This window comes from Sulfitobacter sp. M368, from assembly GCF_025141875.1.
In the GTDB taxonomy this organism is placed as follows: domain Bacteria; phylum Pseudomonadota; class Alphaproteobacteria; order Rhodobacterales; family Rhodobacteraceae; genus Sulfitobacter; species Sulfitobacter mediterraneus_A.
The window spans coordinates 3,349,535-3,373,309 of the sequence record NZ_CP081113.1; the positions used below are offsets into that span (position 1 = coordinate 3,349,535).

Sequence of the window (23,775 nt, forward strand, 5' to 3'; positions counted from 1 at the left end):
CCAGTGTTCCACAGCGCCCCGCCGAAGTCGAGCGTCAGCGGCGTTTGACAAACTCCGTCAGGATGACGATCCGCTGCCCCTCAACGCGCCCTTCGATATGGGCGGGGTTGTCTTGCACAAGCGATATTCTATGCACCGCCGTGCCGCGTTTGGCAGTAAAGCCCGCCCCTTTGACCGGTAGATCCTTGATCAGAACAACCGTATCACCCTGGCTCAGCGGTTGACCGTTGCTGTCACGGTGCGCGCTGTCTTGGGGGACGTTATCCGCCCAAGCGCGGGTCTCGTCATCCAGATAGAGCTGATCGGCCAGATCGCGGGCCCAATCGGTCTCTAATCGCGCAAGAATGCGGGCGGCCAGAACCTGTATCGCCGGATTTTCGGACCACATGGTGGAGGCCAGCACGCGGAAATGATCCGGTGCCGGCGCAGCGCTGGCGATCTCATCGGCGCAGGTGGTGCAGATGTGTACAGACGCCCCCTCAGGGCCGCCCGGAACTGGCGTTTCGATCAAAGGCGTATCGGATGCGGTGCAAAGAGGACATGTCATGCCCCTGCCCTACCCCATTGGTGATCCATGCGAAACTACAGACTGGTGATCTTTTTCGCCACCATCAGCGTGACCGGAACAGCCACAACCGCGCCCGCCGCCGCTGCGATCAGGATGGGCGTCAATGTGTCATATCCGGACGCGAGAACAGCAATGACACCGGCCCCGGCAAGGGAGGAGCCGATGATGGAATAAAGCATGGAAGCCAAGCGCAACATGGGGAGACCTTTTCCGATTTGATGTTACCGGAAAGGTATCGGGCGGCGGCAGGCAACGCTTTGATTTGAGTCAAAAGGGAAAGGGTTTGTTGGGTTTGATTGGAAGGTTTTGAGGCCAGATCAATTGCATTGGGTTTGGAGGTTGCGACGCAGTGATGCCCCACTCGAACCATTGGGGCGCAATCAAAACATGTTGTTCAATGGGGTGCGTAGAGCCGCTTTCAATCAGTCATCGCAATTACAAAAACGACCACAGATCAACTGGCCCGGTGAAACCCGTCTACCCATCCATCTTAAGCGCCGAAATAAACGCCTCTTGCGGGATATCCACCTTCCCGAACTGGCGCATTTTCTTCTTACCCGCTTTCTGCTTTTCCAGCAGCTTTTTCTTACGGGTCGCATCGCCGCCGTAGCATTTCGCCGTCACGTCCTTGCGCATCGCAGAGAGGGTTTCACGCGCGATCACCTTGCCGCCGATGGCCGCCTGGATCGGGATTTTGAACATGTGACGCGGGATCAGGTCCTTAAGCTTTTCGACCATTGCACGGCCGCGGGCCTCGGCCCGGTCGCGGTGGACCATGGTGGAGAGCGCATCCACCGGTTCGTCGTTCACAAGGATCGACATTTTCACCAGCGCATCCTGACGGTAACCGATCATCTGATAGTCAAATGAGGCATAGCCCTTGGTCACCGATTTCAGCCGGTCATAGAAATCAAAGACCACTTCGTTCAGCGGCAGATCATAGACCACCATCGCCCGCGATCCGGCATAGGTCAGGTCTTCCTGGATGCCGCGGCGGTCCTGGCACAGTTTCAGCACATCACCGAGGTATTCGTCAGGCACAAGGATCGTTGCCTTGATGCGCGGTTCCTCAAGGTGATCGACCAAGGTCATGTCGGGCATGTCGGCGGGGTTGTGCAGCTGTGTGACCGTGCCATCCTTCATGTGGATGTCATAAATCACCGAGGGCGCGGTGGTGATCAGGTCAATGTTGTATTCCCGTTCGATCCGGTCGCGGATCACCTCAAGGTGCAGCAGGCCAAGAAAGCCGCAGCGGAAGCCAAAGCCAAGCGCGGCAGAGGTTTCCATCTCAAAGCTGAAAGAGGCGTCATTGAGGGCAAGCTTTTCGATGCTGTCGCGCAGGTCTTCGAATTCGGCGGCATCTACGGGGAAGAGACCACAGAAGACCACCGGTTGCGATGGTTTAAAGCCCGGCAGCGCCTCGGTTGTGCCCTTCTTTTCGTGCGTGATCGTATCCCCCACGCGGGTGTCGCGGACCTGTTTGATCGAGGCCGTGAGAAAGCCAAGCTCGCCTGGGCCAAGCTCGTCAATCTCGGTCATCTGGGGACGGAACACGCCGATGCGGTCAACATGGTGGGTGGAGTTGTTGGAGAGCATGCGCACACGCTCGCCCTTTTTCAGCACGCCGTCCATAATCCGCACCAGAACGATCACACCGAGATAGCTGTCGTACCACGAATCCACCAGCATCGCCTTGAGCGGCGCATCACGGTTGCCTTTCGGCGCGGGCAGTCTGGTGACAATGGCCTCAAGCGTTTCATCAATGCCGATGCCGGTTTTGGCCGACACACGGATGGCATCGGTGGCATCAATCCCGATCACGTCCTCGATCTGTTCGGCGACGCGGTCACAATCGGCGGCGGGCAGGTCAATTTTGTTGAGCACCGGCACGATCTCGTGGTCCGCCTCAATCGCGTGATAGACGTTTGCCAATGTCTGCGCCTCGACGCCCTGCGTGCTGTCAACCACCAGAAGCGAGCCTTCAACCGCGCGCATGGAGCGGGAGACTTCATAAGCAAAGTCGACGTGGCCGGGGGTGTCGATCAGGTTGAGGACATATTCCTCACCATCTTTGGCGGTGTAATTGATCCGCACGGTCTGCGCTTTGATCGTGATGCCGCGTTCGCGTTCGATGTCCATGCTGTCAAGCATCTGCTCTTTCATATCGCGATCCGCCACGGTGTGCGTGGATTGGATCAAGCGATCGGCAAGCGTGGATTTCCCGTGGTCGATGTGCGCCACGATGGAGAAATTGCGGATATGTGAAAGCGGTGTCATGCAGGGGATATGATGCGCTTTGGTGGGTTGGTCAAGGTGGATTCAATGTGGCCCCGACATGGCTCAAACCCCTGTGGCGCTTGGGCCGAACCGCTGCGGGTCTTGCCGCGTCTAAACGATCAGTGCCAGCGCCAGATAGGTCCCCATCCCATAAAGCGCAATCAGGCTGATGCTCATGCAAATTCCGCGCACTCCGTCACGCCCCGTCAGATAGGCAAAGGCATGGCCAAGGCGTCCCAGCGCAAAGCAGATGATCCAGATCTGCGCCGCGATCTGAACCGGGGAAATCAGGCAAAGGGTGAGGGCCAGCATGGCGAAATAGACAGTATTTTCCGTGGCGTTGCGGTGAGCGTTGTGCTGACGCTCAAGTTCCATCTGCGCCTTTGCGCTGATGTCCGCAGGGCTGCGTTCGCTGGCCTCCCATTCCTCCGGCGTCGCCTTAAGATCATATTTCAGTCGCGTCAGCTCGGTTGTGGTCATCAATACCGAGTGATTGATCACCAGCAGCAGCGCACCGATCACCAGCGCCCCGATCAAAGGTTTGCTTGGCAACGCCACGATGGCCGGATCCACCCCGAACAGCAGCAGGTTCAAGGCCAGAGCGATGGCAACCAGCGCGGCAGGATAGGCGATGATAATTGCACGGAACTTTGTCTTTTTGTCTTTTGCAGGGGACATGAAAATTTGCCTTTTGGGTCCGAACAGACAAACTGCGGCATTCATGCGGTTGCGGCAAGTCCGGAAAACCAGCCCTTGCCCGGTCTGCGCCAAAACCAAGAGGCGGTTGCCGCTGATGCGGGCGGGACCAAACAAACGTGAATTGCCCCTTTGCGCAGAATAGGTCATACTTTGGCCAAAGCAGAAAGGGTCTGAACGGGGCAAACCCGGGGCCAACAAATCGAGGCAGTTTACGATGTTGCGGATAATGATAGCGCTTGTTGCGATGTTGGGGCTGACGGCCTGCGGCGGGTCTCGCTATAGCAGTGCCAATGCACGGGGGTACAAACCGGCACCGGTTCTTTTTGCCACCGGACCCATCCAGAAAGCCTGCCAGCAGGCGAACCGCAAAGCCGCCTCGCGGGCGCGGTGTGGCTGTGTTCAGGCGGTTGCGGATCGCGAGTTGTCGAATGCCGATCAACGGCGCGGCGCCAAGATGTTCAGCGATCCCCACAAATTGCAGGAAATCCGGCAATCCGACAACGCCAGCAACGAACGGTTCTGGAAAGCGTGGAAAGCCTATGGCAAGGTCGCGGCCGAGCTTTGCTCTGCGTCCTGATCCGACCTACAGATCCTTGATCCAGAATTGCAGCGGTTTGGCCGTTTCATCCGCCTGACCTATGTCTTTCCATTTGAACTGCGCCACCACCCCTTGCAGCGGGGCATAGCCCCGTCCGCGCCAGAAATCATCCAGCGGGCGATAGCTTGCGGGGCGTCGCGGGTGATCGGCTGGCCGAACCACGCCACAAAAACAGCATTTGGAAAACCCCAGCCGGCGGGCGTGGGCCTCTCTGATGTCAAAGAACCGGTGCCCGATGCCAAGCCCGCGATACTCAGGCAACAGGACACTTTCCGCGCAATAGAACACATCATCCAAAGCGATGCCCGTGCCGTCAAATGCAACGGCGAAATCATCCGCGTGATCGGCCAGCGGCGTGCCTGTGCTGGCACCGACCAGATCAGCGCCTTTGTAAGCCCCAACGACGACAGCACGGTCCGAATCCCGATAGGATTGCAGATACCCCTCCTCATAGGCCAGATCCCCGTCATAAAGGTAGGGCCAGTCGCGGAAAACAGCGATCCGCAGGCGGGCCACATCCGCGAGGGCCGGTGCGAGGTCCGCGCCGGTCAGGGCGCGGACATCTATTAGATCTGGTGTTGCCATTGTCATCCTCTGTTCGTCAGGCAAACGCCTGTAGGCTGATCTTACCGGCGTTCAAAAAAATACATCGATCGAAGATGCGCAAATCGGCTGGATCGGCAAGACGCACATCTGCAAGGCCGGGGCGGTTTTGCCCTGCCCCATCAAAGCGGCGGTCGATCTGGCTGAGGCAGATGATCGTTTGCCCGCGGGCCTTCGCAAAGTCTTTGAGCGTGGCAAGCTGGCTGTCCAGGTCGGGGGTACTGCGGCTTTCACAGAGGCGTTGGAGATAGTCGATGACAATTACCCCGCCCTTGGGGGCAGCGGCGTGAGTTTCTACAATATGACCGGCACAAATGCCATCCGAGGTATCAATATTGATTGCCCGTCCTTCCAGCCCGGTTTCGGCCAGCAATCCCCTGACGGTTTCTGCAGAATACTCCAACGTAAAAAAGGATGCCCCCTGCCCCGCCGCGGCGGCTTCGGCCAAAATCTCCAACGCAAGCAATGTCTTGCCTTCGCCGGGCCGTGCGGCAACCAGTACCAGATCGCCAGGCTGCAACTGCGCCAGCAGACGGGCCGCGCGGCCGGTGTCCGCATCACGTTTGGCCAGATGGCTCCAGTTTTGGAAACCCTCCTGAACTGCAATACGGTCCAGAGCCGCGCTATGGGACAGTTTTCCCGTGCGGGACAATTGTCGAGCCTTGCGTTTGAGAACAAAAATCGGGGCGGATAACAGCATTTTGAAACCTCCTGTGCGCAGGTGTCACAATCCCTCCTGATGTGGCGGCGCGTGCAGGTTCAAAGCTTTGCCAATTGCCCTGCATGTCACATGCTTCCCCGGCGGAGGGGGGCGGCACGGGCGGCGCCGTGCCTCAGCCTAGGCGCAACGCCAGCCTCGATCAAGTGTCAGGAAACCTGCGCGATCCAATCGCTGAGATTATAGCGGGTGGTCACGCGGGTGATCTTGCCATCAGCCACATCAAAAAAGGATCCGGCGGTCAGCTTATAGGTCTGTCCCTTTGCCTCGGGCAGGCCATCGTCAGTCGCCAGATAGGTGCCGTTGACGACAAACTCTGCCGCAGCGCGGGTGCCGTCTTCGTTGTGAAAAATCACCATATCCGTCAGATTTTCCCGGTAGCAGCGGGTCATGTGGTCACAAAAGCTGGCAAAAGCGGGTTTGCCGATGCGGATGTCGCCTTCATTGACGTGATGGGCCACGTCATCGGACAGGCATTCGATCATGGCATCGGTATCACCGGCGTTGAAGGCTTCGAAATAGCGTTGGATAATATCTGTCATGAAAGGTCTTCTGCTTCTTTGGGGGGGCCGAACCGTTCCACCAGCCGGCTTGCAATCTGGTCTCGGGCGGCGCGAAACTGCACCAGTTTGGCGTCACGTGTCTCGCCCAGGCCGGTCGGGTCAAGGATCGGCCAATACTCAACATCGAGATGGAAAAAACGGGTTAATTCAAGCGCCCGGCGTTGGCTGGCCGGGCTAAGAGCAATCACCAGATCAAATGAGCTAAGATCATCGCCCCATTGTTCCATCTCGTCAAAACTGCGGGACCGATGGCGGCTTAATTCGACGTCCATCTCGGCGCAAACCGCGATGGAAAAGCCATCAATCTCGAGATCGTTCTTCACGCCAACAGACTGCACGTAGGTATCGGTGCCATAGAACTTTTTCATGATCCCCTCTGCCATGGGGGACCGCACCGCGTTATGATCGCAGCAAAAAAGCACCGATTGTGGCAAGCCTGAGGTCATTCAACCGCCGAAATGCAGAACACAAATGAGCGTAAAGAGGCGGCGGGCGGTGTCAATGTCGATCTCTGCCTTGCCCTCAAGACGTTCTTGCAACACGCGGCTGCCTTCGTTGTGGATCCCGCGGCGGGCCATGTCGATGGTTTCAATCTGGCTGGGCGGCAGTTTCTTCACCGCGTCAAAATAACTCTCGCAGATCTGAAAGTAGTCTTTGACGACCTGCCGGAACGGACCCAGCGAAAGGTGAAATTCCGCTGCCTTTTCCTCGGCTTCGGTGTTCACATCAAAGACCAGACGCTTGTCACGGATGGACAGGCCAAGGTGGTACGGACCGTCGGGCACCGCACGTTCTTCGCGCTGCGGCAGAACAAAGGTGTTGTCCTCCAGCAGATCAAACATCGCCACCTTGCGCTCCTGCTCGATCTCAGGCGTGGGCGGCGGCAGGTTCGCGTCATCAAGTGCGATATGGGTGATGCGGGACATCCGGCGCATCCTTTTCTCAAACAATTACGAGGTTTGCATACGCCAGTGACCATAGCGGTGCAATGGCCCGCAGCGGCGCACCATTGACCGGCTGCGTCACCCGTTGAGTTTACGGAGCCGTGCGGTGACGGACAGACCGTGCGCCTCAAGACTTTCGGACGCTGCCAGCCGCTCTGCCGCCGGGCCAATCTGGCGCAGTGCATCGGGGGTCATCCGCGCCAAGGTCGTGCGCTTCATAAAGTCCAGCACCGAGAGGCCGGAAGAGAACCGCGCAGACCGCGCCGTGGGCAAGACGTGGTTGGGCCCGCCGACATAATCGCCAATCGCCTCTGGCGTCCATTGCCCAAGAAAGATCGCGCCCGCGTGGGTGATCTTGTCCGAAAGGGTAACAGGGTCCGCCACGCACAGCTCCAAATGCTCAGGCGCAATCCGGTTTGACAATTCGGCCGCCACATCCAGATCCGGCACCGTGATGATCGCGCCATTGTCGCGCCAGCTTGCCCCCGCGATCTCGCGCCGCTCCAAGGTTTCGAGGCGTCTGTCCACCGCTGCGCTCACCGCTCTGCCAAAGGCGGGATCGGTGGTGATCAGAATGGATTGCGCACTTTGATCATGTTCGGCCTGGCTAAGCAGATCAAGGGCGATCCAGTCTGGATCATTATCGCCATCCGCGATCACCAGGATCTCGGAGGGTCCAGCAATCATGTCGATGCCCACCTTACCAAACACCCGCCGTTTGGCGGCTGCAACAAAGGCGTTGCCGGGGCCGGTGATCTTGTCCACGGGGGCTATGGTCTGGGTGCCATAGGCAAGTGCTGCCACCGCTTGCGCCCCGCCGATGCGGTAGATCTCATCCACGCCGGCGATCTGCGCCGCCAGCAGCACCAGTGGATTTAGCACGCCATCCGGTGTCGGCACGACCATTGCCAAACGCGGGACGCCTGCCACCTTGGCCGGAATTGCGTTCATCAACACCGAGGAAGGATAGCTGGCCAGTCCGCCCGGCACATAAAGACCCGCCGCCGAAACCGGTGTCCAACGCCAGCCAAGGGTCGCGCCCGCATCATCGGTCCATTCGGCGTCTTCTGGCAATTGGCGCTCGTGATAGGCGCGAATGCGGGTTGCAGCCAGTTCAAGTGCAGCGCGGTCCTCAGCGCTGACCTTTGCTGCCGCTGCGGTGACCTCTGCCGGGCTGATGCGGAGGGTTTCCGGCGACAACGTGACCCGATCAAACTTTTCCGTCAGCGCGATGACAGCCGCATCGCCCCGTGTCCGGACATCGGCAATGATATCGGCCACTGCGGCGTCCACATCGGGGCTGTCTTCCCGCTTGGCCCCCAGCAGGGCGGCAAATGCGGTCTCGAAATCCGGCGCAGCGGCGTTCAGGGTTAAGGGCATGGGCGGCAATGCTCCAACAGGGGCGCACCTGACCGAAGGGCTGGGCGCAATGGGGTTGGCTGCTGCTTAACGGGAATGGTTTGGCGGCTCAAGCGGATGCATTGCCGCGCCCTCCCCTATTTATCCGTCAAAAAGATCGCCCGCGATCCCGACCATGGTGATGATCATTTCGCCACTGTTTGCTTCCATGGCATCGCTGTGAAGATCGTCGATCATCGCTTTGGCTGCGTCTACGCTGTCTTCGCTACCATCCAGACCGGCAAAAATCGCATCGGCATTGTCCAGATTGCTCATCCCTTTGACGGCTGAATAGTACAGCCCCAGGTCAATCTTGCTGTCCAGATAGGCATGATCCAGCGCCCGTTGGGCAGTTTCTTCGGGGGTGTCTTTTGGATCGTACCGTGGCACTGCGCCTTTGATCAGTTCCAATGCAAAGTTGCTGCGATCAACCTTGCCTTCTTCGGCCATCCGAGACCAGAACTCCAATCCGCGCGGATCCAGACTGCGGTTCAGGACGGATTGCGCAATCGCCTGCAACTCGCCCACGCTCAGAGACAGATCCTCGTATTGATCCGCAATCTCTTGAGAGGTTGAGAGATGCCCGGCAAGATCGTCCATGCTCATCCCTTCGGCGATCTTGCTGCCCCAGAAATACAGCCCTTGCGCGTCCGGTGCGCGATCAAGAACCGCGAGGTAATGCGCGGTGATTTCGCGGGCTTGGTTCACGCTCAGTTCAAGCGCCGACAACAGCACATCAGTGTCGATTGTGGCGTTCGAAAATTCCAGAAAATCGATCCCGTTGAGGGTATCGTTGCCCTCTCTATTCAATACACGGTCTGCAACAAGGATCGTTGGCTGAGGTTGGTAGGGCAAAATGTCGGGATCGGCAATTATCGCGAAGGAACTTTGATCCGATATGTTCGCTATGTGGTCTGGTTCGGAAGACACAAAAACGGAAATTGCAAATTCGTCACTCTCCCCCGCAAAGACTGCTGTCTCGCCATATCCTCCGGAAAGGCTGTCGTCGCCAGCGCCCCCGATGAGCCGATTTTCTCCCCTATAAGCGACAAGCGTGTCGTCGCCTTCACCACCAAACAACGTGTCATTGCCCTCAGCCGCTGTAATGTGGTCGTTGCCTGCGTCGCCATGGAAAACGGCGTCATTTGGTTTTGGAAAGTCCCAAACGATCAGGTCGCCAATGATGGGTTCGTCCAATTCGGGGGATGCGTTTTCTTGCAGCGTAGCCACTTGGTCATCGCCGAAGGTGCCATCAAGATGATATATTGTCCAAGGATCTTCCTCCCGGATCACATCATCGCCACCATACCCGTGAATGACCGGAGGTTCATCGCTCTGCCAACTTGCACTGACCGTAATGTCATCATCACCGCCAAGGATGAGTTCATCCCAGAGGATGGCGCCATGGTCGGAACCGATGACGTTGCCCTCAAGGTCCAATAATCCGTCGTTCGGTTGTTGCGCGGAAATTGAAACGCTCGCCCCGGTGATCTCGATCCATGTCTCGGGGGGTGCAGGAACCATGTGTTGATCGTCATTCGTAATCAACTCTGACGGCTGATACACGGTGCGCGCGCCAGTGATTGTTCCAGAAAGCTGACCGTCTTCACTGTACTGAAAAGTCCCGCTGATCTCTGTGCGCAGGGTGTCTCCCAATTCGATAATGAGCATCGTCTCGGAAAAAGAGAAGCTGCGGTAAGAGATTGAAAAAGTCTTTCCGCCGATCTCTACACTTTGGGCCAAAAAGTAGTTTGTCCGCCCGAAATATGGCAACCCGTTGAGGGTGGTCCCGTCCAAAAGGACTTGGGGACCGTCAATGTGTACATTTGCCATAATCAAAAGCCATTTAGTGCTGAAGTTCTACAGTGTTTGGTCCACTGTACAGCAATGGCTCATGCCCACAATCAGGAACTGAATTTAATTCGACTGAAACACCTTAAAGGGGCGATTGGGCACCTCACCCATCCGGGTTTAATCACTCTGGATGGTCGGGAAGCTTCTTTGACGGGGCGACATAAGGGCGCGTCACGTCCTTGAGCGTGACCTCCAGCGCCTCAACGGCAAGTCGGATCGCACCATCCCCCGCAAGGGTCAGCAAAACATGGCCCGAAGGCGCGTCCGCCTCTTCGAACGTGATGGTCAGCAGGGACAGAATCACATCGGCATCGCCTTTTGGCACGCCTTGACTGGCGACCGATTGCACGTTTGAGAACAGCAGCACCGACTGCACCCGTTCCGGGGCATGACGGGTTTTGCCGTCGTCTTCCCAACGCACCCGGTTCAGCAGCAAGGCAAAACGTCTGCCCTTGCTGTCCCAGGTCATCTCGGAGGCCGGAAACACCGCGTCTTGCGCCAGCGACGAGATCACCTCAAGATCCGCCACATCCAGCGCACCAAGGTTCAGCGGTGCCTCGCGGCCATCCTCAAATCGGGCGTCCATGCTCATCAGCTTTTGATCCGTTCAATATCCGCGCCCACGCCGCGCAGTTTGGCCACCACATGCTCATAGCCGCGATCAAGATGGTAAACGCGGCTGACGGTTGTTTCCCCTTCGGCGGCCATTCCCGCAAGGATCAAAGACACAGAGGCCCGCAGATCCGTCGCCATCACCGGTGCGCCTTTCAGTTTGGCCACACCTTTGACCGTCGCCGTGCCGCCGTGCACCTCGATATCTGCGCCCATGCGGATCAGTTCGGGGGCATGCATAAACCGGTTCTCAAAGATTTTCTCTTCCAAAACCGATGTGCCGTCAGCCGTGCACAGCAGGGCCATCATCTGTGCCTGCAAATCGGTGGGAAATCCGGGGAAAGGTTCGGTCGTCACGTTGACCGCCCGGATATGATCCTCACGGCGGGTAACGCTCAGCCCGTTTTCGGTTTCGCTGACAGAGATACCAGCCGCATCCAACTTTTCGCAGAAGGCCGCCAGCAGGTCGATGCGCCCGCCCAATAGCTCCACCTCGCCGCCGCAGATCGCAGGGGCCAGCATATAGGTGCCCAGCTCAATCCGGTCCGTGACCACACGGTGCGTGGCACCATGCAAGCGGTCCACCCCTTGGATGGTCACGGTTGACGTGCCGTCGCCGTCAATCTCAGCGCCCATCGCCCGCAAGCAATTGGCCAGATCCACAATCTCTGGCTCGCGGGCGGCGTTGTTGATCACGGTTGTGCCCTTGGCCAGCGTGGCCGCCATCATGATATTCTCCGTGGCGCCGACGGAGGCAAATGGAAAGTCGATCACCGCGCCCTTCAGTTTGCCACCATCCGCCTTGGCGTGCAGATAGCCATCGCGCAGATCGATCTCGGCGCCCATCTTGGCCAAACCATCGGTGTGGATGTCCATGGGGCGCGCGCCGATGGCACAGCCGCCTGGCAAGGACACTTCTGCATGGCCTTCACGCGCCAACAGCGGTCCAAGCACCAGATTGGATGCCCGCATCTTGCGGACAATGTCATATTCGGCGCGGGTGTTGATTGGCCCATGGCTCGCCATTGCCAGCACCTTGCCCTCTTGAAGCGATGTCACCTCGGCCCCAAGCGAACCGAGCAGTTCTGTCATGGTGCGAATGTCGCTGAGCCGTGGCGCATTGGTCAATGTGAGTGGCTCATCCGACAGCAAGGTGGCTGGCATCAGTGCCAAACAGGCGTTCTTGGCCCCCGCAATCGGAATTTGCCCACTCAGTTTGCCGCCACCTCTGACCAGAATTGAATCCATGTTATCTGCTTTCCTGTTCGGAGCCATCCGGCCCGTTGCCTGTATCTGGCGCGGTCTTGTCTTGCGTCTTACGCGCCCGTGCCTGAGCCTTGCGCCGCCCCATATTGGCCTTGAGCGCGGCCTTCAACCGATCCTCGCGGATTTGCGCCTGTTTTACCGGTTTTTGATCTGCGGGAGCCTTTGCCATGACGCTTGTCTAACGCAGGCGCACAAAGGCGTCCAGATTGGGGTTGCACCAATATTATTTTGCAGCTAATCACCCGCCACGATGCTGCTGTAGCTCAGAGGTAGAGCACTCCCTTGGTAAGGGAGAGGTCGAGAGTTCGATTCTCTCCAGCAGCACCATGGAACCCCGATTAATCTAGTGTTATCAAATAGCTGCCGTTAGGCTCTCGCTATTGGTCCGCCTTTACCCCATCCAATCGATGACACATCGGTTGCTTCTTTGGGTTTTGCTCGTTTTTCAGCCGTTCACTCCAGAAACGCAAATCATTGGCAAGAGGTGGTAAGGCTCTGGTCTTGTTGGCTTGTTGCCGTTGCTTTCAATTTGGTTAGTCCGATCTCAATCGACCTGTGCAATCAAACTCAAGACCGTCACGGGCATAGTTCATGGATATATCACCATCAAACTCTGCGCTTAGCATTTGCTTGAGCATGATAGTTCCAAAGCCGGTTCTTTGGGGTGTCACCACCGGCGGGCCACCTCGCTCGCACCAGCGAATGTGCAGATTGCGATTGTCACTGCCGGAAAGTGACCATGTTATTTCAACTTGGCCACCCGATACCGACAATGCGCCGTATTTCCTTGCATTGGTTGTTAGCTCGTGGAACGCCATCGATAAGGCCTTGAACTGGTTCGAACCAACCTTAACGTCAGGGCCATCGAAACTGATCTGCTGATTATCGCTGGCCTGTGCTATCACCGGAACTATCAATTCCGATAGCTCTGTCGGCTTCCATAGATTGGCAGTCACCAGGTTGTGGGAGTTTGATAGGCTATCCAACCGACCAAGCAGCTTGTCTCGATCTGTTTTTAACTTGTCGCCACGCAAAGACAATCGCACCAGGCCGCTCACGTTTGCGAAAATATTGCGAACCCTGTGATTCAGTTCTTCGACCAACAAGTTGAGGCGGTTCTGTGCCTTAACCCGACTGCTAATATCAGTCAAAATGATCGAATACTCTTTTGACGCGTAAGGGTTTTCTGTTTGATCAATCTGGGCAACCGAGATTTCAAAAAAACGACCTTTGTCGTCAGAAGTCTCAAACCGAACATGTCCTGCATTTTCGCTCAGCCGGTTCAGCGCATAGTCAAACCAGTCTTTGCGTTCCCCTGTCATCTCAATAAGGTCACTCACCTTTCTTTGAGGTGGTTCAGCACTCTCCAAGCCCATCATCATCACTGCAGCCGGGTTCATGCGTCTAGGCAGGCCCGAACTATCGCACCTCAGAATACCGTCAGGAGAATGTCGAACGATCGCGGCCAATTCCTCCGCTTCTGACTTGGCTTCAAGCAACTGCCTTTCAAAACTTGTCCGCTCGGAAGCATCAAACAAAGCGAAGTGTATTTCTCCAGCGTTTTGGTCCGCGAGTTTTCTAAGCTTCGCATTTAGGAGCACCGGGATAACGGAATTGCTGTCTTTCGTTTGAAGGGAACAGGAAATTGCCTTCACCTGCCCATCAAGCAGAATTTTCGGGAAAATCTGTGTCTCAAAATAAAGTCTGCTGGCCGGATCAAAAAGGCTGTGTAGCTTTGAAACAGAAACCAGATCGCCCAGCTCCCAGCCCAACCAATCAGAGAGGGTCTTGTTCGCATAGGACACTGTACCTCTCAGATCCGTTACCAAGAAAGCGCATGGGGCCTCATGAATTAAGTCATCACTCAGGATACTCTTTGCCATCACTTCACTTCAGTGTTTCCAAAAACTCCGCCAGAAGGTCGGCAGTTTTTGCTGGTTCAGTCATGTGAGGGCAATGGCCTGTCGCATCTACGACCTTCAACTCACTTGACGGGATCGCCGAAGCCAACCAATTACCTACGTTCAGCGGCGCGAGTCCATCGTCAGAACATTGCACGATAAGGGTTTGGCAATGGATCTTGCTCATATCCTCTCTGTGGTCTGCCAAAAATGTTACCCTACCAAAGTGCTTTGAAATCTTTGGATTCGCGCGGCAAAAGCTTTCAGCCAACTCGGTAGAGGCCAGACCATCCGCCTTTTGTCCGGTGATGGTGGGCACGAGTTGAGAGGTCCAACCCAGAAAATTCTGCTCCATGAGGTCGATCAGACCTTCAATGGTCTCCAGATCAAACCCTCCCACATAATCTGCATCATTGATAAAGCATGGAGAGGGAGCAATAAGTGCCAACGCCTTGATCCGGTCAGGGACCATTTGCGCGGCCAGAGCGGCAATTGTTCCTCCCACCGAGTGCCCGACAAGTACCGCGTCAACAGCATCTAGTTCATCAAGAATTCCGACCAAATCCTCAGCATGGCCCGTCAAGCTTTGATACCTGTCAAAATCGTAGTTGGCGGCGTCTGATTTTCCCATCCCCATGAGATCATAGAGTACAATCTTGCCCGTCCCGAAAAGCAGTGGAACAACGTAACGCCACATGTTCTGGTCACAGCCGTAGCCATGAACAAAGACGATGGTTCGCCCCCCATCAGAAGACTGAGTGACATTGTGGTTCTTCAAAAAGGACATTGCATTCGCACCAGTGATTCCCGAGCACAGTATATGATAACTTCCCGAAAGACAGGGCAGCTTACCCCTGGATAAGCTCAAGAACAAACGACCATGTGCGCCCCGAAACAAGGCGCACCAATGCCCGCAATTTTCCACCTGATTTCCTCAACTGAAAGACTTTCAGCCACTCTACAGTCTGGGCGTTCAACCAATCACTCTGCCTTTCAACATTGAAAGCAAATTTAGTTTTTTGAACTGCCGTGATCGTAGCCCGTGCCTAAATGCAAGGCCAGGCGGCCAGCGGCTGAATGGCGATGCCGACAGGTGTCTGATTTTGCCTTCAGTTTGTCCAGGATACGACGCTGACACATGAGTTTCTGATGTGGTAACTCTGCTTGCGTCGAAACCACGAGGTATGAACCCATGGCAGAACTGAAATTGGAAGATTGTCGCAACGATAGATGCCCTTGGTCAGGTGATCCAGTTTCCGCGGATTCACTGACAATCTACAAAGGCGAGGTCGTCGGCTTCTGTAACCCCGGCTGCCGGGACAAGTTTGAAAAGGCGGTCCAGCTGTTCGAACAGTCGATATGATTAAATCTGAAACGGCTCGGTTTTATCGCAGACCTATAGCTCAAGCCAATGGGGGAGGTGTTGATAAAACCAGGGGCGCCTCAGCGCATTCTGATCCGTTCTGTTACTTTTGAGACGTTGAATGTACACAATAAAAGATACCATTGAAATTCAAAGCGATCCGGCATCTGTCTGGTCTGCTGTCACGGACGTAGAGAACTGGCCGCAATGGACGCCGACGGTTACTTCGGTTGAAAGGATCGATTCCGGTCCGTTCGGGTTGGAAAGTGTAACCAGAGTGAAGCAGCCTGGACAGCGGGCGAAGCTTTGGCGGGTTACCCGCTTTGATGAAGGGCATCAGTTTGCATGGCAGAGCGGTGGGAGCGGCTTGCAAATGGAGGCGGCTCACATTGTCCGGAAGTCCGCTCGAGGTGCTGAAAGCTTGATTTCATTACGGCTCAATGGTCGTCTGGCACCTTTTCTGGCACCATTGCTTTACCTGCCCATCAGGCTCGCATTGAAGCAAGAGAATGCTGGCTTGAAATCTTGGTGCGAAGCACATCTCTAGGCCAAAAATTTATCGACTGCACGTCTCCTCCGCCAGTCCCGCCAAGACATCAGAGGTTGGTCGGAAGTCAATTCATTTCACTCGCGCAAGAACATCGCACACTTTACACCGTCGATATCAAATTTGCCTCGGTGGCGCGTGACAATTGTGGCGGCTCCAAGGGCCAATCCAAAAGCAATGCAGCAGTTCCCGAAAAGCTGTGAGACAGCGCCAATCGTCCCGTGGACAGATCTGAGCGGCGCGCAAAACGGCTATGGCTCTTTGTCTGTCAACTGACGATTCCGTTGTGTGCAAGGGACAGAGGTTTGGCATTGACAGCAACTTGGGCATATTTGGGCGGTTCGAATATTGGTTCATCAACAGATCCAAACCGATACACTCCATCAAAGTCTGAACGAAGCCCGTAATAGTTCCTTTGCCAGGTTTCGCTCCTATTTCCCAAAATATTCCTATTATATTGCTTTTAGGCTATGTCGACGATGTAAGATTGACGTGCCGAAAGTTTCAATTTACGGTTCACTTAATGAACCAATATTCTTGCGTGTCGTGATGGATTTATCCGGAGCCGCAAGACGCCAGAGCAGCCGTTTTAACTGGACGCAATGGCAACGAGAACTGAAAGGAAATCACAACATGACCCCCAAGCCCGGATTTGAAGGACGCCGCGCAGTCGTCACTGGTGCAGCGCGAGGGATGGGCTTTGCCATAGCGAAACGTTTTGCCGAACAGGGCGGCGAGGTTTGTCTTTGGGATATTTCGCAAGAGGCGCTGAATGAAGCCGTTTCGCGCATTGGCGGCAGCGTGCGTGCTATGACTGTTGATGTCGCTGATCCGGACGCGGTTCAGGTCGCTATGGACAAGGCGGCCGACGACATGAATGGTCTCGATACCCTTGTCAACTCCGCAGGGATCGCCGGGCCAAACGCGCTGGTCGAAGCCTTCCCTCCATCGGAGTGGGCGCGGGTCATGCAGGTAAATCTGAACGGTACCTTCCATTGCTGCCGCGCCGCCGTCCCTTACATGCGCGCGGGCGGCTCGGGCCGGATTGTCAACATCGCCTCGGTTGCAGGAAAGGAAGGCAACCCCAACGCCAGCGCCTATTCGGCGTCAAAGGCAGGCGTGATCGCGCTGACCAAGAGTCTGGGCAAGGAACTTGCGACGACAGGCATCACCGTCAATGCCATCACGCCGGCGGTAATCGAAACCGAGATGCTCAAGGACGTGACGGAGGCTCAGATTGATTACATGCTGTCGAAAATCCCGATGGGACGGATGGGGACGGTCGACGAGATCGCTGACATGACCCTGTTCCTCGCCTCCGACCGTTGCTCCTATTCGACCGCTGCAGTCTTTGACATGACCGGTGGACGCGCGACCTATTGATTGGACATCACCCCCGAACAGGAGCCGGACATGATCGAAGCTGATTACGTCATTATCGGCGGTGGCACCGCCGGCTGCGTACTGGCACACCGGTTGAGCGAAAATGGCGCTCACCGGGTTCTTGTCATTGAAGCTGGATCGGCGCGCCGTTCACCTTGGGTCGATATCCCGGCCGGGTTCCAGAAATTGCTGGTATCACATCGACATAATTGGCGTTTCGCAACGGAACCGGAAGCCACAACCGGGCACCGCGCTATCGCGATCCCGCGAGGGAGAGGGCTTGGTGGGTCGAGCCTGATCAACGGGATGATCTGGGTGCGCGGTCAACCCGAGGATTACAACGCCTGGTCCGAGATGGGTTGTGACGGGTGGAGTTGGCAGGCCATCCAGCCCTACTTCGAGCGGGTCGACGGCATCGGCCTCCGTCACAACAGCACCGGGACCGGCGGTATGATCCCTGTCGCAGAAACAGAAGAGCGCCCCTATATTGCGGAACTCTTTCTCAAAGCGGGACATGCTGCGGGGCTGCCGCAGAACCCAAATTACAATGCCGGCGAACAGGAGGGGGTCTGCACCTACCAGGTCAATCAGCAACATGGACGACGGGTAAGCGCCTGGCATGCCTATCTTGCCCCGGCGTTGCGGCGTGCAAATCTCGAAGTACTGACAGATGCCTCGGTTGAACGGATCACTATCGATAAAGCCCGCGCGACCGGCGTGATCTTCCGCCGCGGAAGAGAGGTCTCTCAGGTTCGGGCCCGGCGGGAGGTTATCGTGGCAGCAGGCGCCGTTCAAAGCCCCCAACTGTTGGAGCTATCAGGCGTCGGAGACTCGCCACGCCTGCAGGCACTGGGGATCGACCCATTGGTTCACAACCCTCACGTGGGTGAGCACTACGCGGATCATTTCTGCACCCGCCTCTCCTGGGAAGTGAGAGGTGCCTCGACCCTGAACCAGCAAACCCGTGGGCTGGGTCTGGCCGCGGCAGTGCTTCGCTATGCCGTGACACGAAAAGGTATACTGACTCTCGGCACCGGGCTTGCCGGTGCGTTCTTGCGTGCCGTGCCCGAAGCCGAGCGGCCCGATGTCCAGTTGTTCTTCATGCACGCAAGCTATGCCAATGCGGCCGAACGCATTCTCGACCGCCATCCGGGAATCACGCTGGCGGTCAGTCAACTGCGCCCGAAGTCACGGGGGTCGATCCACGCGGTGTCATCGGATCCGAAAGTCCCGCCGGCGATCCGCACCAACATGCTGTCCCATCCCGAAGATTTGCGGGTGATGATCGAAGGCATGCGCCGTGCACGCGACATTGTGAACACCGCGCCGTTGGCACAGCATTGCGTGAAGGAAACCGCGCCAGGGCCTGACTGTCATACGGACGCGGAATGGGAGGCTTTTGCCCGTGAAACCGGCCAGACCATCTATCACGCCAGTGGCACTTGCAGGATGGGGCGTGAAGGGGAAAGCGTGACAGATCCGACACTGCGGGTGCGAGGTGTTGACGACCTGCGCGTGATCGACGCCAGCGTTATGCCAGCAATCCCGTCCGGCAACACGCAGGCGGCGGTCTTTGCGCTGGCTGAAAAGGGAGCCGATCTGGTTCTGGACGACGCGCGCTAGCGGAAGACGTGATGGTCCGGGTCTGGCCGCAGTGTCATGTCCCAGAACTCGTAATGCGTTCCCGGCCAGTTTTGCGTGACGCGACCGGCGGCATTCTTGTACCAACTGTCCACGCCCGGTACGCCCCAGGCGCGTTCGGCATTCATCGCGTCCATCCGCGCAGTGTAGGTTTCCAGCGCCTCGGTTGTTACTTCCATGCTGGAAAAACCTTCGGTCATCATGTGGTTGAGACATCCCAGCACATACCGCGCCGAACATTCCGCAAAGAAGATGATGCCTGCACCCACGACGGTGTTGGTGTTCGGCCCATAAAGCATGAAGAGGTTAGGAAACCCTGGCACAGAAGTGCCGCGATAAGCGCAGGGGTCCGCCATCGCTTTGGCCATGGAGGCGCTGTCGCGACCGGTGATCTCGATCCCGTCAAAGAAGCGATCAGCCTGGAACCCGGTGCCAAAGATCAGTACGTCTGCAGGAATGCGGGTGCCATCCGACAGGATGACGGCATCACCTTCGATCCGGTCGATCCCCTGACGGATCAGGCTCACGTCGTCACGCCGAAGCGTACGAACCCACGATCCATTGTCTCGCAAGGGGCGTTTGGCGCAGGGGGGATAGTCGGGCATCATCTTGGCCAGCAAGGTTTCGTCACCGCCGGTCTGTTCCTGGAGATAGTTCACCCAAAGATCGCGCATCAATGCGTTGCGGGAACTGACAGCTTTATCGCCTGCATAGCCTTCCTCGCAGAAAAGATCCGGCAGCACACCATCGACACCATCGCGGCGGAACAGCCAGAGACGATACCATTCGGCATAGAACGGCCAGTGTCGGATCAGCCAGCGTTCTTCTTCCGGCAAGGTGTCGTGATAGTCGGGCGTCGGCACCAGCCATGGTGGCGAGCGTTGCAGGACGGTCAGGTGAGCGACCTTGTCGGCGATGGCGGGGACGAATTGCGTGGCCGAGGCACCGGTGCCGATGACCACGACGCGCTTGCCCTGCAGATCGACCGCGTGGTCCCAGCGGGCGGAATGGAAAGCGGCACCAGCGAAAGTGTCCAGGCCGGGAAGGTCCGGGGTCTTGGGCCGGTTCAGCTGACCCAAGGCGGAGATCAGGGCCCGGCCCGTGTGTGTCGTTCCGTCAGCAAGACGGACAGTCCAGTGGGCACTGTCCTCGTTCCAGTCGGCTGCCACTACCTCGGCCCCGAAATGGATGTGGTCCATCAGGTCAAAGCGGGCGGCAACCTCTTCGAGGTAGGCGCGGATCGTCTGTTGGTCCGAGAACCGGGCTGGCCAGTCGTGATCGGCCGCGAAGCTGTAGGAGTAGATATGGTTGGGCGTGTCTACGCGGCAGCCGGGATAGGTGTTGTCGCGCCAGGTGCCGCCAAGGCTATCGGACTTTTCCAGCACCACAAAGGGATGGCCTGCACGCTTGAGGCGCACAGCGGCGGCGATGCCCGATATGCCAGCGCCGATGATCACGACGGGCCATTCGGCGCAGTTGCCCTTTGGAACCTCGTTTTCGCGCCAGGCCGGGCGATTTGGTCCGGCGAAGGGCAGTTCCTCGCGCAGCAGCGGTGCATAGCTGTCCGGGGTGTCCTGACCGATGATATGCGTAGACGCATGATCGAGTACGGCGTGCGGCGGTATCCACAAGTCCCGGCCTGAGGTGCGCCAGTCTAGCGCCGCTTTGACCGCGCGGGCGCGGATGGCATCGCGATCAGCTTCGCTCAACCCGTCTTCCCGCCCTTCAAGCATGTCGGTGTCTGGGGTGATGCCTGACGAAAGCACGGCGTCGTCCCCTTCCAGATGCATGAGCGTCATCATCAGCGCAGGCACGTTGGCGACCGCGACCATGCGGCGCAACGTAGCTTCATCGGCAGTGGCGAATGGATGGGCGGCGTCGAGCATGGGCTGGATCATCCGGGCAGGCAGGAAAGAACACACCAACTTGCCGGCGGTAGGCTGGCGACGAGGTGGCCATCTTCGATTTTGGCGCCTTCTATGTTGACCGGGGCGAGGTTGTCGGCCTCAGCAGTGTTGGTCAATTCCGTATCTGTGTTGCCGACTGCCAATGCGACGTCCACGTTGTCGATACCCAGACCCGAAACGTCCACGCGCAACTCGCAGGACTCCTTTAGATCGCGGTTCAGCGCAAAGACAGTCACACGGTCACCATCGCGGGTGGCGGCGAAATCGAGTTTGGCACCGTCCTGGTGGCCAGCGCGGAGCGCCGTACCGCGCCCGTATTTCGAAGCCAAAGCGAAGGGATGAAAGATCGTCTGCTTCCAAGCCCGCCCCCCCGGTTCGGTCATGATCGGCGCGATGATGTTGACAAGCTGCGCAGTGCAGGCGGCCTTGACACGGTCCGCGTGGTTGAGAAGCACGATCAGAGCGCCGCCAACAACCATCGCATCCTTGGCGTCGAATACCTCTTCGATAAGAGGCGGATGTTCGGGGAAACCCTCATCCAGCGTATCGACTGGGTGGCCGGATTTGTACCAGACATTCCATTCGTCGAGGCTCAGCATGATCCGCTTTGGCGAACGCCGGGTGGCCGCAACCGCATCGGCAATTGCAATCACTTCCGAAATGTAATCGTCCAGCCGGTCGATGTTTTCCAAAAAGCTTTCGGTCGTGCCTTCCGGATTCTTGAAATAAGTGTGCAACGAAATGATATCGACTGCCTCGAAACATTCGTCGAGCACGTCATATTCCCATCGTGCGTAGGTCTTCATCTCGCGGTTGGAAGACCCACAAGCCGCAAGTGTCAGAAAGCGGTCATCGTCAAGCTGCGTCCTGCCACCCCCCTGCCCCATGTTGGCGAGGTAGTCGCGGGTGTGGGCCAGTTCGTCGTTGACCCAGCGCATCACCTTGGCCGCCTGAAGCGCCAGCCGCCCGTATTCGCGAGCGGGCCGGGCGCCGATCTGCCATGGGCCGTCCATTTCGTTGCCAAGGCACCAGAACTTGATCCCATGCGGTTCGGGATAGCCGTGCTCGTGCCGCAGATCGGACAGTTCGGTACCGCCAGGATGGTTGCAATATTCGACAAAGCGACGGGCGTCGTCGATGCCGCGGGTGCCAAGGTTGACGGCGAACATCGGTTCGATCTCTGTCTGGCGGCACCAGTCGATGAATTCATTTGTGCCGAAGGTGTTGGGCTCGCGCGTACCCCAGGCGAGATCCAGCCGCACCGGGCGGTCCTTCACCGGGCCAACGCCGTCTTCCCAGTTGTAGCCGGAGACAAAATTGCCGCCCGGGTAGCGCACGACAGTTACGCCAAGCTCTTTCACCAGTTCGGCCACATCCTGTCTGAAGCCGTTTTCATCGGCGCTTGGATGGTCAGGCTCGAAAATGCCAGTGTAGACGCAGCGCCCCATGTGTTCGACGAAGGAACCGTAGATGCGTGGATCAACCTCGCCAATGGTGAATGACGGGTGGAGCGAATAGAGAGCATGCGCCATGTTCAGATTTCCGTAAGCTTGGGTTCAAAATGCCGGCAGCGCCTTTGGAAGTGACGCTGCCGGAAGGTGGGGAGATAATACTCAGTTTGCCCGGGCAAGCATGTCGTTCACCCGCTTTTCGGCAGCGGCGATGGCTTCGTCCACGGTCTTTTGACCGTTGACCGCCGCCTGCATCTCTTCCCCGACATAGTCAGTCACGGTGAACTGCCGCTTGACTTCTGGCGGGAACGGAGTGGCATGCAGTGCGACACGCTCGAGCCGGTCACGGGCAGGCAGGGACTTGAACTCCTCGCTTTCGATGATCGAACTGCGGACCGGCAAATGGCCGGTGCGCGCCCAGTGCAGGTTGTTGTCCCACAGGAATTTCAAGAACGCGATAGCAGCGGCTTCTTCCTCGGCGTTGAGATCCTGTTTGGGGATCACCCAGGCGTGGCCGTCGGACCAGATGCCGTCCTGAGCAAAAAGCTGGGGAAACGGCTGGACGAAATAACCGCCAGCCAGCGCGCTTTCGTCCTTCAGCGATTCCTGCTGGTAGGTGTCAATCAGCCAAGTGCCCATGATGTAGACGCCGCATTCGCCCTGCGGGAATGCCGCCGTTGCCGCAGAATAATCGTAGTCTGTTGTGCTGAGGCCTTCCGAATAGAGGGTTTTAAACAGATCGACATAGTTGCGCGTGGCATCGCTGTTGAGGTTGATCATGGTTGGATCGGCAAAGAAGTTGTGGTCCTGCTGATAAAGCAAGGTGAACAGCGTGCGGGCATAGACCTGCGCGTTGCCAACCGAGGCCTCGCACAGATACGGCTTGCCTGTGGCTTCCTTGAACTGCCGTGCCTGAGTGATGAAATCATCGGCGCTGGATGGGGTGACGGGGGTGCCGTCGCCATTCACCATGCCGGCTTCCTCCATCAGGTTCATATTGGTGTGCCACAGCCAGCCCAACGTGTCGAAAGGCATGGCGTAAACATCGCCCGCCTTGGTCACACCGGCTCGGGCGGCGTCGGTCATGTCGCCAAGATCGACACCCGCTTCGGTTAGTTTGTCGCCCAACGGCATCAATAGATCGCGTGATGCATAATTGGATAGTATCGACTGGTGCATCACGGAAATGGTGGGGGGCTCTCCGTTGCGCAGTCGCGCGGTCAGCTGGTCATAGCCTGGCCACTCCACAACCTCTTCCTTGATCTGATAGCTGTCTGATGTGTTGTTGAATTCATTGATCAAAGTTGTGATGATCCCGCATTCGCCGTTACCCTTTGCGGCTTCGGTCACATCTCCGTAGTCAGCTTCGCAAGAGCCGAAGAAGCGGCTGACGCTGATCTCCGTCTTTTCGGCAAGTGCGGGAGCCGCAAACGCGCAGGCAGCAACACTCGTTATCAGGGTGTATCTCAGGTGTTTCATTGG

23 protein-coding genes and 1 tRNA gene are annotated in these 23,775 nt (G+C 57.4%); 5 read left to right on the top strand and 19 right to left on the bottom strand.

All coding sequences use genetic code 11. The annotated features are described in order from the left end of the window. Nucleotides 1–34: 34 nt before the first annotated feature. The 4 genes from K3754_RS16510 to K3754_RS16525 form a co-directional block, all read right to left on the bottom strand. Nucleotides 35–547 (bottom strand): alkylphosphonate utilization protein, encoded by a 513-nt coding sequence (locus K3754_RS16510; protein WP_259938681.1) that lies wholly within the window; start codon nt 545–547, stop codon nt 35–37. Nucleotides 548–582: 35 nt separating this feature from the next. Next, nucleotides 583–765: a hypothetical protein gene (locus K3754_RS16515; protein ID WP_259938682.1), complete on the bottom strand. Its 183-nt coding sequence runs from the start codon at nt 763–765 to the stop codon at nt 583–585. Between the two features lie 280 nt (nt 766–1,045). Continuing rightward, on the bottom strand, nt 1,046–2,845 hold the full coding sequence (gene lepA, locus K3754_RS16520) for a translation elongation factor 4 (protein WP_259938683.1): 1,800 nt from the start codon (nt 2,843–2,845) through the stop codon (nt 1,046–1,048). Nucleotides 2,846–2,956: 111 nt separating this feature from the next. Next, nucleotides 2,957–3,523, bottom strand: a complete 567-nt coding sequence (locus K3754_RS16525) for an MAPEG family protein (protein WP_259938684.1) — start codon at nt 3,521–3,523, stop codon at nt 2,957–2,959. Between the two features lie 247 nt (nt 3,524–3,770). Here K3754_RS16525 and K3754_RS16530 point away from each other — a divergent pair, with 247 nt between their 5' ends. Further along, nucleotides 3,771–4,121, top strand: coding sequence for a hypothetical protein (locus K3754_RS16530; RefSeq protein ID WP_238937783.1), 351 nt, complete (start codon nt 3,771–3,773; stop codon nt 4,119–4,121). Nucleotides 4,122–4,127: 6 nt separating this feature from the next. On the opposite strand, the gene K3754_RS16535 is transcribed toward K3754_RS16530, so the two are convergent. The 10 genes from K3754_RS16535 to K3754_RS16580 form a co-directional block, all read right to left on the bottom strand. Beyond that, nucleotides 4,128–4,727, bottom strand: coding sequence for a GNAT family N-acetyltransferase (locus tag K3754_RS16535; protein WP_259938689.1), 600 nt, complete (start codon nt 4,725–4,727; stop codon nt 4,128–4,130). 16 nt (nt 4,728–4,743) lie between these two features. Next, entirely contained in the window at nt 4,744–5,445 is a 702-nt protein-coding gene (locus K3754_RS16540) for a DNA helicase (RefSeq protein WP_259938691.1), read from the bottom strand. Between the two features lie 167 nt (nt 5,446–5,612). After that, on the bottom strand, nt 5,613–6,005 hold the full coding sequence (locus K3754_RS16545) for a ketosteroid isomerase-related protein (protein ID WP_203210047.1): 393 nt from the start codon (nt 6,003–6,005) through the stop codon (nt 5,613–5,615). Then, nucleotides 6,002–6,472, bottom strand: a complete 471-nt coding sequence (locus K3754_RS16550; RefSeq protein ID WP_203210046.1) for a low molecular weight phosphatase family protein — start codon at nt 6,470–6,472, stop codon at nt 6,002–6,004. Before K3754_RS16550 ends, K3754_RS16545 begins: the two co-directional genes overlap by 4 nt. Then, on the bottom strand, nt 6,473–6,952 hold the full coding sequence (locus K3754_RS16555; RefSeq protein ID WP_203210045.1) for a UPF0262 family protein: 480 nt from the start codon (nt 6,950–6,952) through the stop codon (nt 6,473–6,475). 96 nt (nt 6,953–7,048) lie between these two features. Further along, entirely contained in the window at nt 7,049–8,350 is a 1,302-nt protein-coding gene (gene hisD, locus K3754_RS16560; protein WP_259938695.1) for a histidinol dehydrogenase, read from the bottom strand. Nucleotides 8,351–8,470: 120 nt separating this feature from the next. Then, nucleotides 8,471–10,039 carry a DUF4214 domain-containing protein gene (locus K3754_RS16565; protein ID WP_259938697.1) on the bottom strand — a complete coding sequence of 523 codons (1,569 nt, stop codon included), beginning with the start codon at nt 10,037–10,039 and terminating at the stop codon, nt 8,471–8,473. 304 nt (nt 10,040–10,343) lie between these two features. After that, complete coding sequence (locus K3754_RS16570) at nt 10,344–10,814, bottom strand: DUF2948 family protein (RefSeq protein WP_259938699.1); 471 nt, start codon at nt 10,812–10,814, stop codon at nt 10,344–10,346. After that, nucleotides 10,814–12,082, bottom strand: a complete 1,269-nt coding sequence (gene murA, locus K3754_RS16575) for a UDP-N-acetylglucosamine 1-carboxyvinyltransferase (protein ID WP_259938701.1) — start codon at nt 12,080–12,082, stop codon at nt 10,814–10,816. Before murA ends, K3754_RS16570 begins: the two co-directional genes overlap by 1 nt. A 1-nt stretch (nt 12,083) precedes the next feature. Then, nucleotides 12,084–12,269, bottom strand: coding sequence for a hypothetical protein (locus K3754_RS16580; RefSeq protein WP_259938703.1), 186 nt, complete (start codon nt 12,267–12,269; stop codon nt 12,084–12,086). 83 nt (nt 12,270–12,352) lie between these two features. On the opposite strand from K3754_RS16580, the gene K3754_RS16585 reads away from it, so the two are divergent. Further along, nucleotides 12,353–12,427, top strand: a tRNA-Thr gene (locus K3754_RS16585). A gap of 206 nt (nt 12,428–12,633) precedes the next feature. Here the strand turns inward: K3754_RS16585 and K3754_RS16590 are convergent. Both K3754_RS16590 and K3754_RS16595 read right to left on the bottom strand, forming a co-directional pair. Beyond that, a complete protein-coding gene (locus K3754_RS16590) occupies nt 12,634–13,983 on the bottom strand; it encodes an HWE histidine kinase domain-containing protein (RefSeq protein WP_259938704.1) in 1,350 nt (449 codons plus the stop codon). Nucleotides 13,984–13,987: 4 nt separating this feature from the next. Continuing rightward, nucleotides 13,988–14,788 (bottom strand): alpha/beta fold hydrolase, encoded by an 801-nt coding sequence (locus K3754_RS16595; protein WP_259938706.1) that lies wholly within the window; start codon nt 14,786–14,788, stop codon nt 13,988–13,990. A 697-nt stretch (nt 14,789–15,485) separates the two neighbouring features. Here K3754_RS16595 and K3754_RS16600 point away from each other — a divergent pair. The 3 genes from K3754_RS16600 (at nt 15,486) to K3754_RS16610 (ending at nt 18,917) form a co-directional block, all read left to right on the top strand. Then, a complete protein-coding gene (locus tag K3754_RS16600; protein ID WP_259938708.1) occupies nt 15,486–15,911 on the top strand; it encodes an SRPBCC family protein in 426 nt (141 codons plus the stop codon). A gap of 633 nt (nt 15,912–16,544) precedes the next feature. Then, nucleotides 16,545–17,294: an SDR family NAD(P)-dependent oxidoreductase gene (locus K3754_RS16605; protein ID WP_259938709.1), complete on the top strand. Its 750-nt coding sequence runs from the start codon at nt 16,545–16,547 to the stop codon at nt 17,292–17,294. Nucleotides 17,295–17,324: 30 nt separating this feature from the next. Next, nucleotides 17,325–18,917 (top strand): GMC family oxidoreductase, encoded by a 1,593-nt coding sequence (locus tag K3754_RS16610; protein ID WP_259938710.1) that lies wholly within the window; start codon nt 17,325–17,327, stop codon nt 18,915–18,917. Here the strand turns inward: K3754_RS16610 and K3754_RS16615 are convergent. From K3754_RS16615 to K3754_RS16625, 3 genes are all read right to left on the bottom strand, one after another. Continuing rightward, a complete protein-coding gene (locus K3754_RS16615) occupies nt 18,914–20,833 on the bottom strand; it encodes an NAD(P)/FAD-dependent oxidoreductase (RefSeq protein ID WP_259938711.1) in 1,920 nt (639 codons plus the stop codon). The genes K3754_RS16610 and K3754_RS16615 overlap by 4 nt on opposite strands. Continuing rightward, nucleotides 20,830–22,374, bottom strand: a complete 1,545-nt coding sequence (locus K3754_RS19870; RefSeq protein ID WP_311201441.1) for an alpha-N-arabinofuranosidase — start codon at nt 22,372–22,374, stop codon at nt 20,830–20,832. Before K3754_RS19870 ends, K3754_RS16615 begins: the two co-directional genes overlap by 4 nt. 81 nt (nt 22,375–22,455) lie before the next feature. After that, nucleotides 22,456–23,772: an extracellular solute-binding protein gene (locus K3754_RS16625; protein WP_259938712.1), complete on the bottom strand. Its 1,317-nt coding sequence runs from the start codon at nt 23,770–23,772 to the stop codon at nt 22,456–22,458. Nucleotides 23,773–23,775 lie beyond the last annotated feature (3 nt).

Bases quoted from the DNA above. Each gene is read 5' to 3' on its own strand.
- K3754_RS16615 (WP_259938711.1), bottom strand. From the start codon at position 20,833: ATGATCCAGCCCATGCTCGACGCCGCCCATCCATTCGCCACTGCCGAT.
- K3754_RS16550 (WP_203210046.1), bottom strand. From the start codon at position 6,472: ATGACCTCAGGCTTGCCACAATCGGTGCTTTTTTGCTGCGATCATAAC.
- K3754_RS16545 (WP_203210047.1), bottom strand. From the start codon at position 6,005: ATGACAGATATTATCCAACGCTATTTCGAAGCCTTCAACGCCGGTGAT.
- K3754_RS16525 (WP_259938684.1), bottom strand. From the start codon at position 3,523: ATGTCCCCTGCAAAAGACAAAAAGACAAAGTTCCGTGCAATTATCATC.
- K3754_RS16530 (WP_238937783.1), top strand. From the start codon at position 3,771: ATGATAGCGCTTGTTGCGATGTTGGGGCTGACGGCCTGCGGCGGGTCT.
- K3754_RS16595 (WP_259938706.1), bottom strand. From the start codon at position 14,788: ATGTCCTTTTTGAAGAACCACAATGTCACTCAGTCTTCTGATGGGGGG.
- K3754_RS16590 (WP_259938704.1), bottom strand. From the start codon at position 13,983: ATGGCAAAGAGTATCCTGAGTGATGACTTAATTCATGAGGCCCCATGC.
- K3754_RS16580 (WP_259938703.1), bottom strand. From the start codon at position 12,269: ATGGCAAAGGCTCCCGCAGATCAAAAACCGGTAAAACAGGCGCAAATC.
- K3754_RS16605 (WP_259938709.1), top strand. From the start codon at position 16,545: ATGACCCCCAAGCCCGGATTTGAAGGACGCCGCGCAGTCGTCACTGGT.
- K3754_RS19870 (WP_311201441.1), bottom strand. From the start codon at position 22,374: ATGGCGCATGCTCTCTATTCGCTCCACCCGTCATTCACCATTGGCGAG.
- lepA (WP_259938683.1), bottom strand. From the start codon at position 2,845: ATGACACCGCTTTCACATATCCGCAATTTCTCCATCGTGGCGCACATC.
- K3754_RS16610 (WP_259938710.1), top strand. From the start codon at position 17,325: ATGATCGAAGCTGATTACGTCATTATCGGCGGTGGCACCGCCGGCTGC.
- K3754_RS16540 (WP_259938691.1), bottom strand. From the start codon at position 5,445: ATGCTGTTATCCGCCCCGATTTTTGTTCTCAAACGCAAGGCTCGACAA.
- K3754_RS16565 (WP_259938697.1), bottom strand. From the start codon at position 10,039: ATGCTCATTATCGAATTGGGAGACACCCTGCGCACAGAGATCAGCGGG.
- K3754_RS16535 (WP_259938689.1), bottom strand. From the start codon at position 4,727: ATGGCAACACCAGATCTAATAGATGTCCGCGCCCTGACCGGCGCGGAC.
- K3754_RS16510 (WP_259938681.1), bottom strand. From the start codon at position 547: ATGACATGTCCTCTTTGCACCGCATCCGATACGCCTTTGATCGAAACG.
- K3754_RS16555 (WP_203210045.1), bottom strand. From the start codon at position 6,952: ATGTCCCGCATCACCCATATCGCACTTGATGACGCGAACCTGCCGCCG.
- hisD (WP_259938695.1), bottom strand. From the start codon at position 8,350: ATGCCCTTAACCCTGAACGCCGCTGCGCCGGATTTCGAGACCGCATTT.
- K3754_RS16570 (WP_259938699.1), bottom strand. From the start codon at position 10,814: ATGAGCATGGACGCCCGATTTGAGGATGGCCGCGAGGCACCGCTGAAC.
- murA (WP_259938701.1), bottom strand. From the start codon at position 12,082: ATGGATTCAATTCTGGTCAGAGGTGGCGGCAAACTGAGTGGGCAAATT.
- K3754_RS16600 (WP_259938708.1), top strand. From the start codon at position 15,486: ATGTACACAATAAAAGATACCATTGAAATTCAAAGCGATCCGGCATCT.
- K3754_RS16625 (WP_259938712.1), bottom strand. From the start codon at position 23,772: ATGAAACACCTGAGATACACCCTGATAACGAGTGTTGCTGCCTGCGCG.
- K3754_RS16515 (WP_259938682.1), bottom strand. From the start codon at position 765: ATGTTGCGCTTGGCTTCCATGCTTTATTCCATCATCGGCTCCTCCCTT.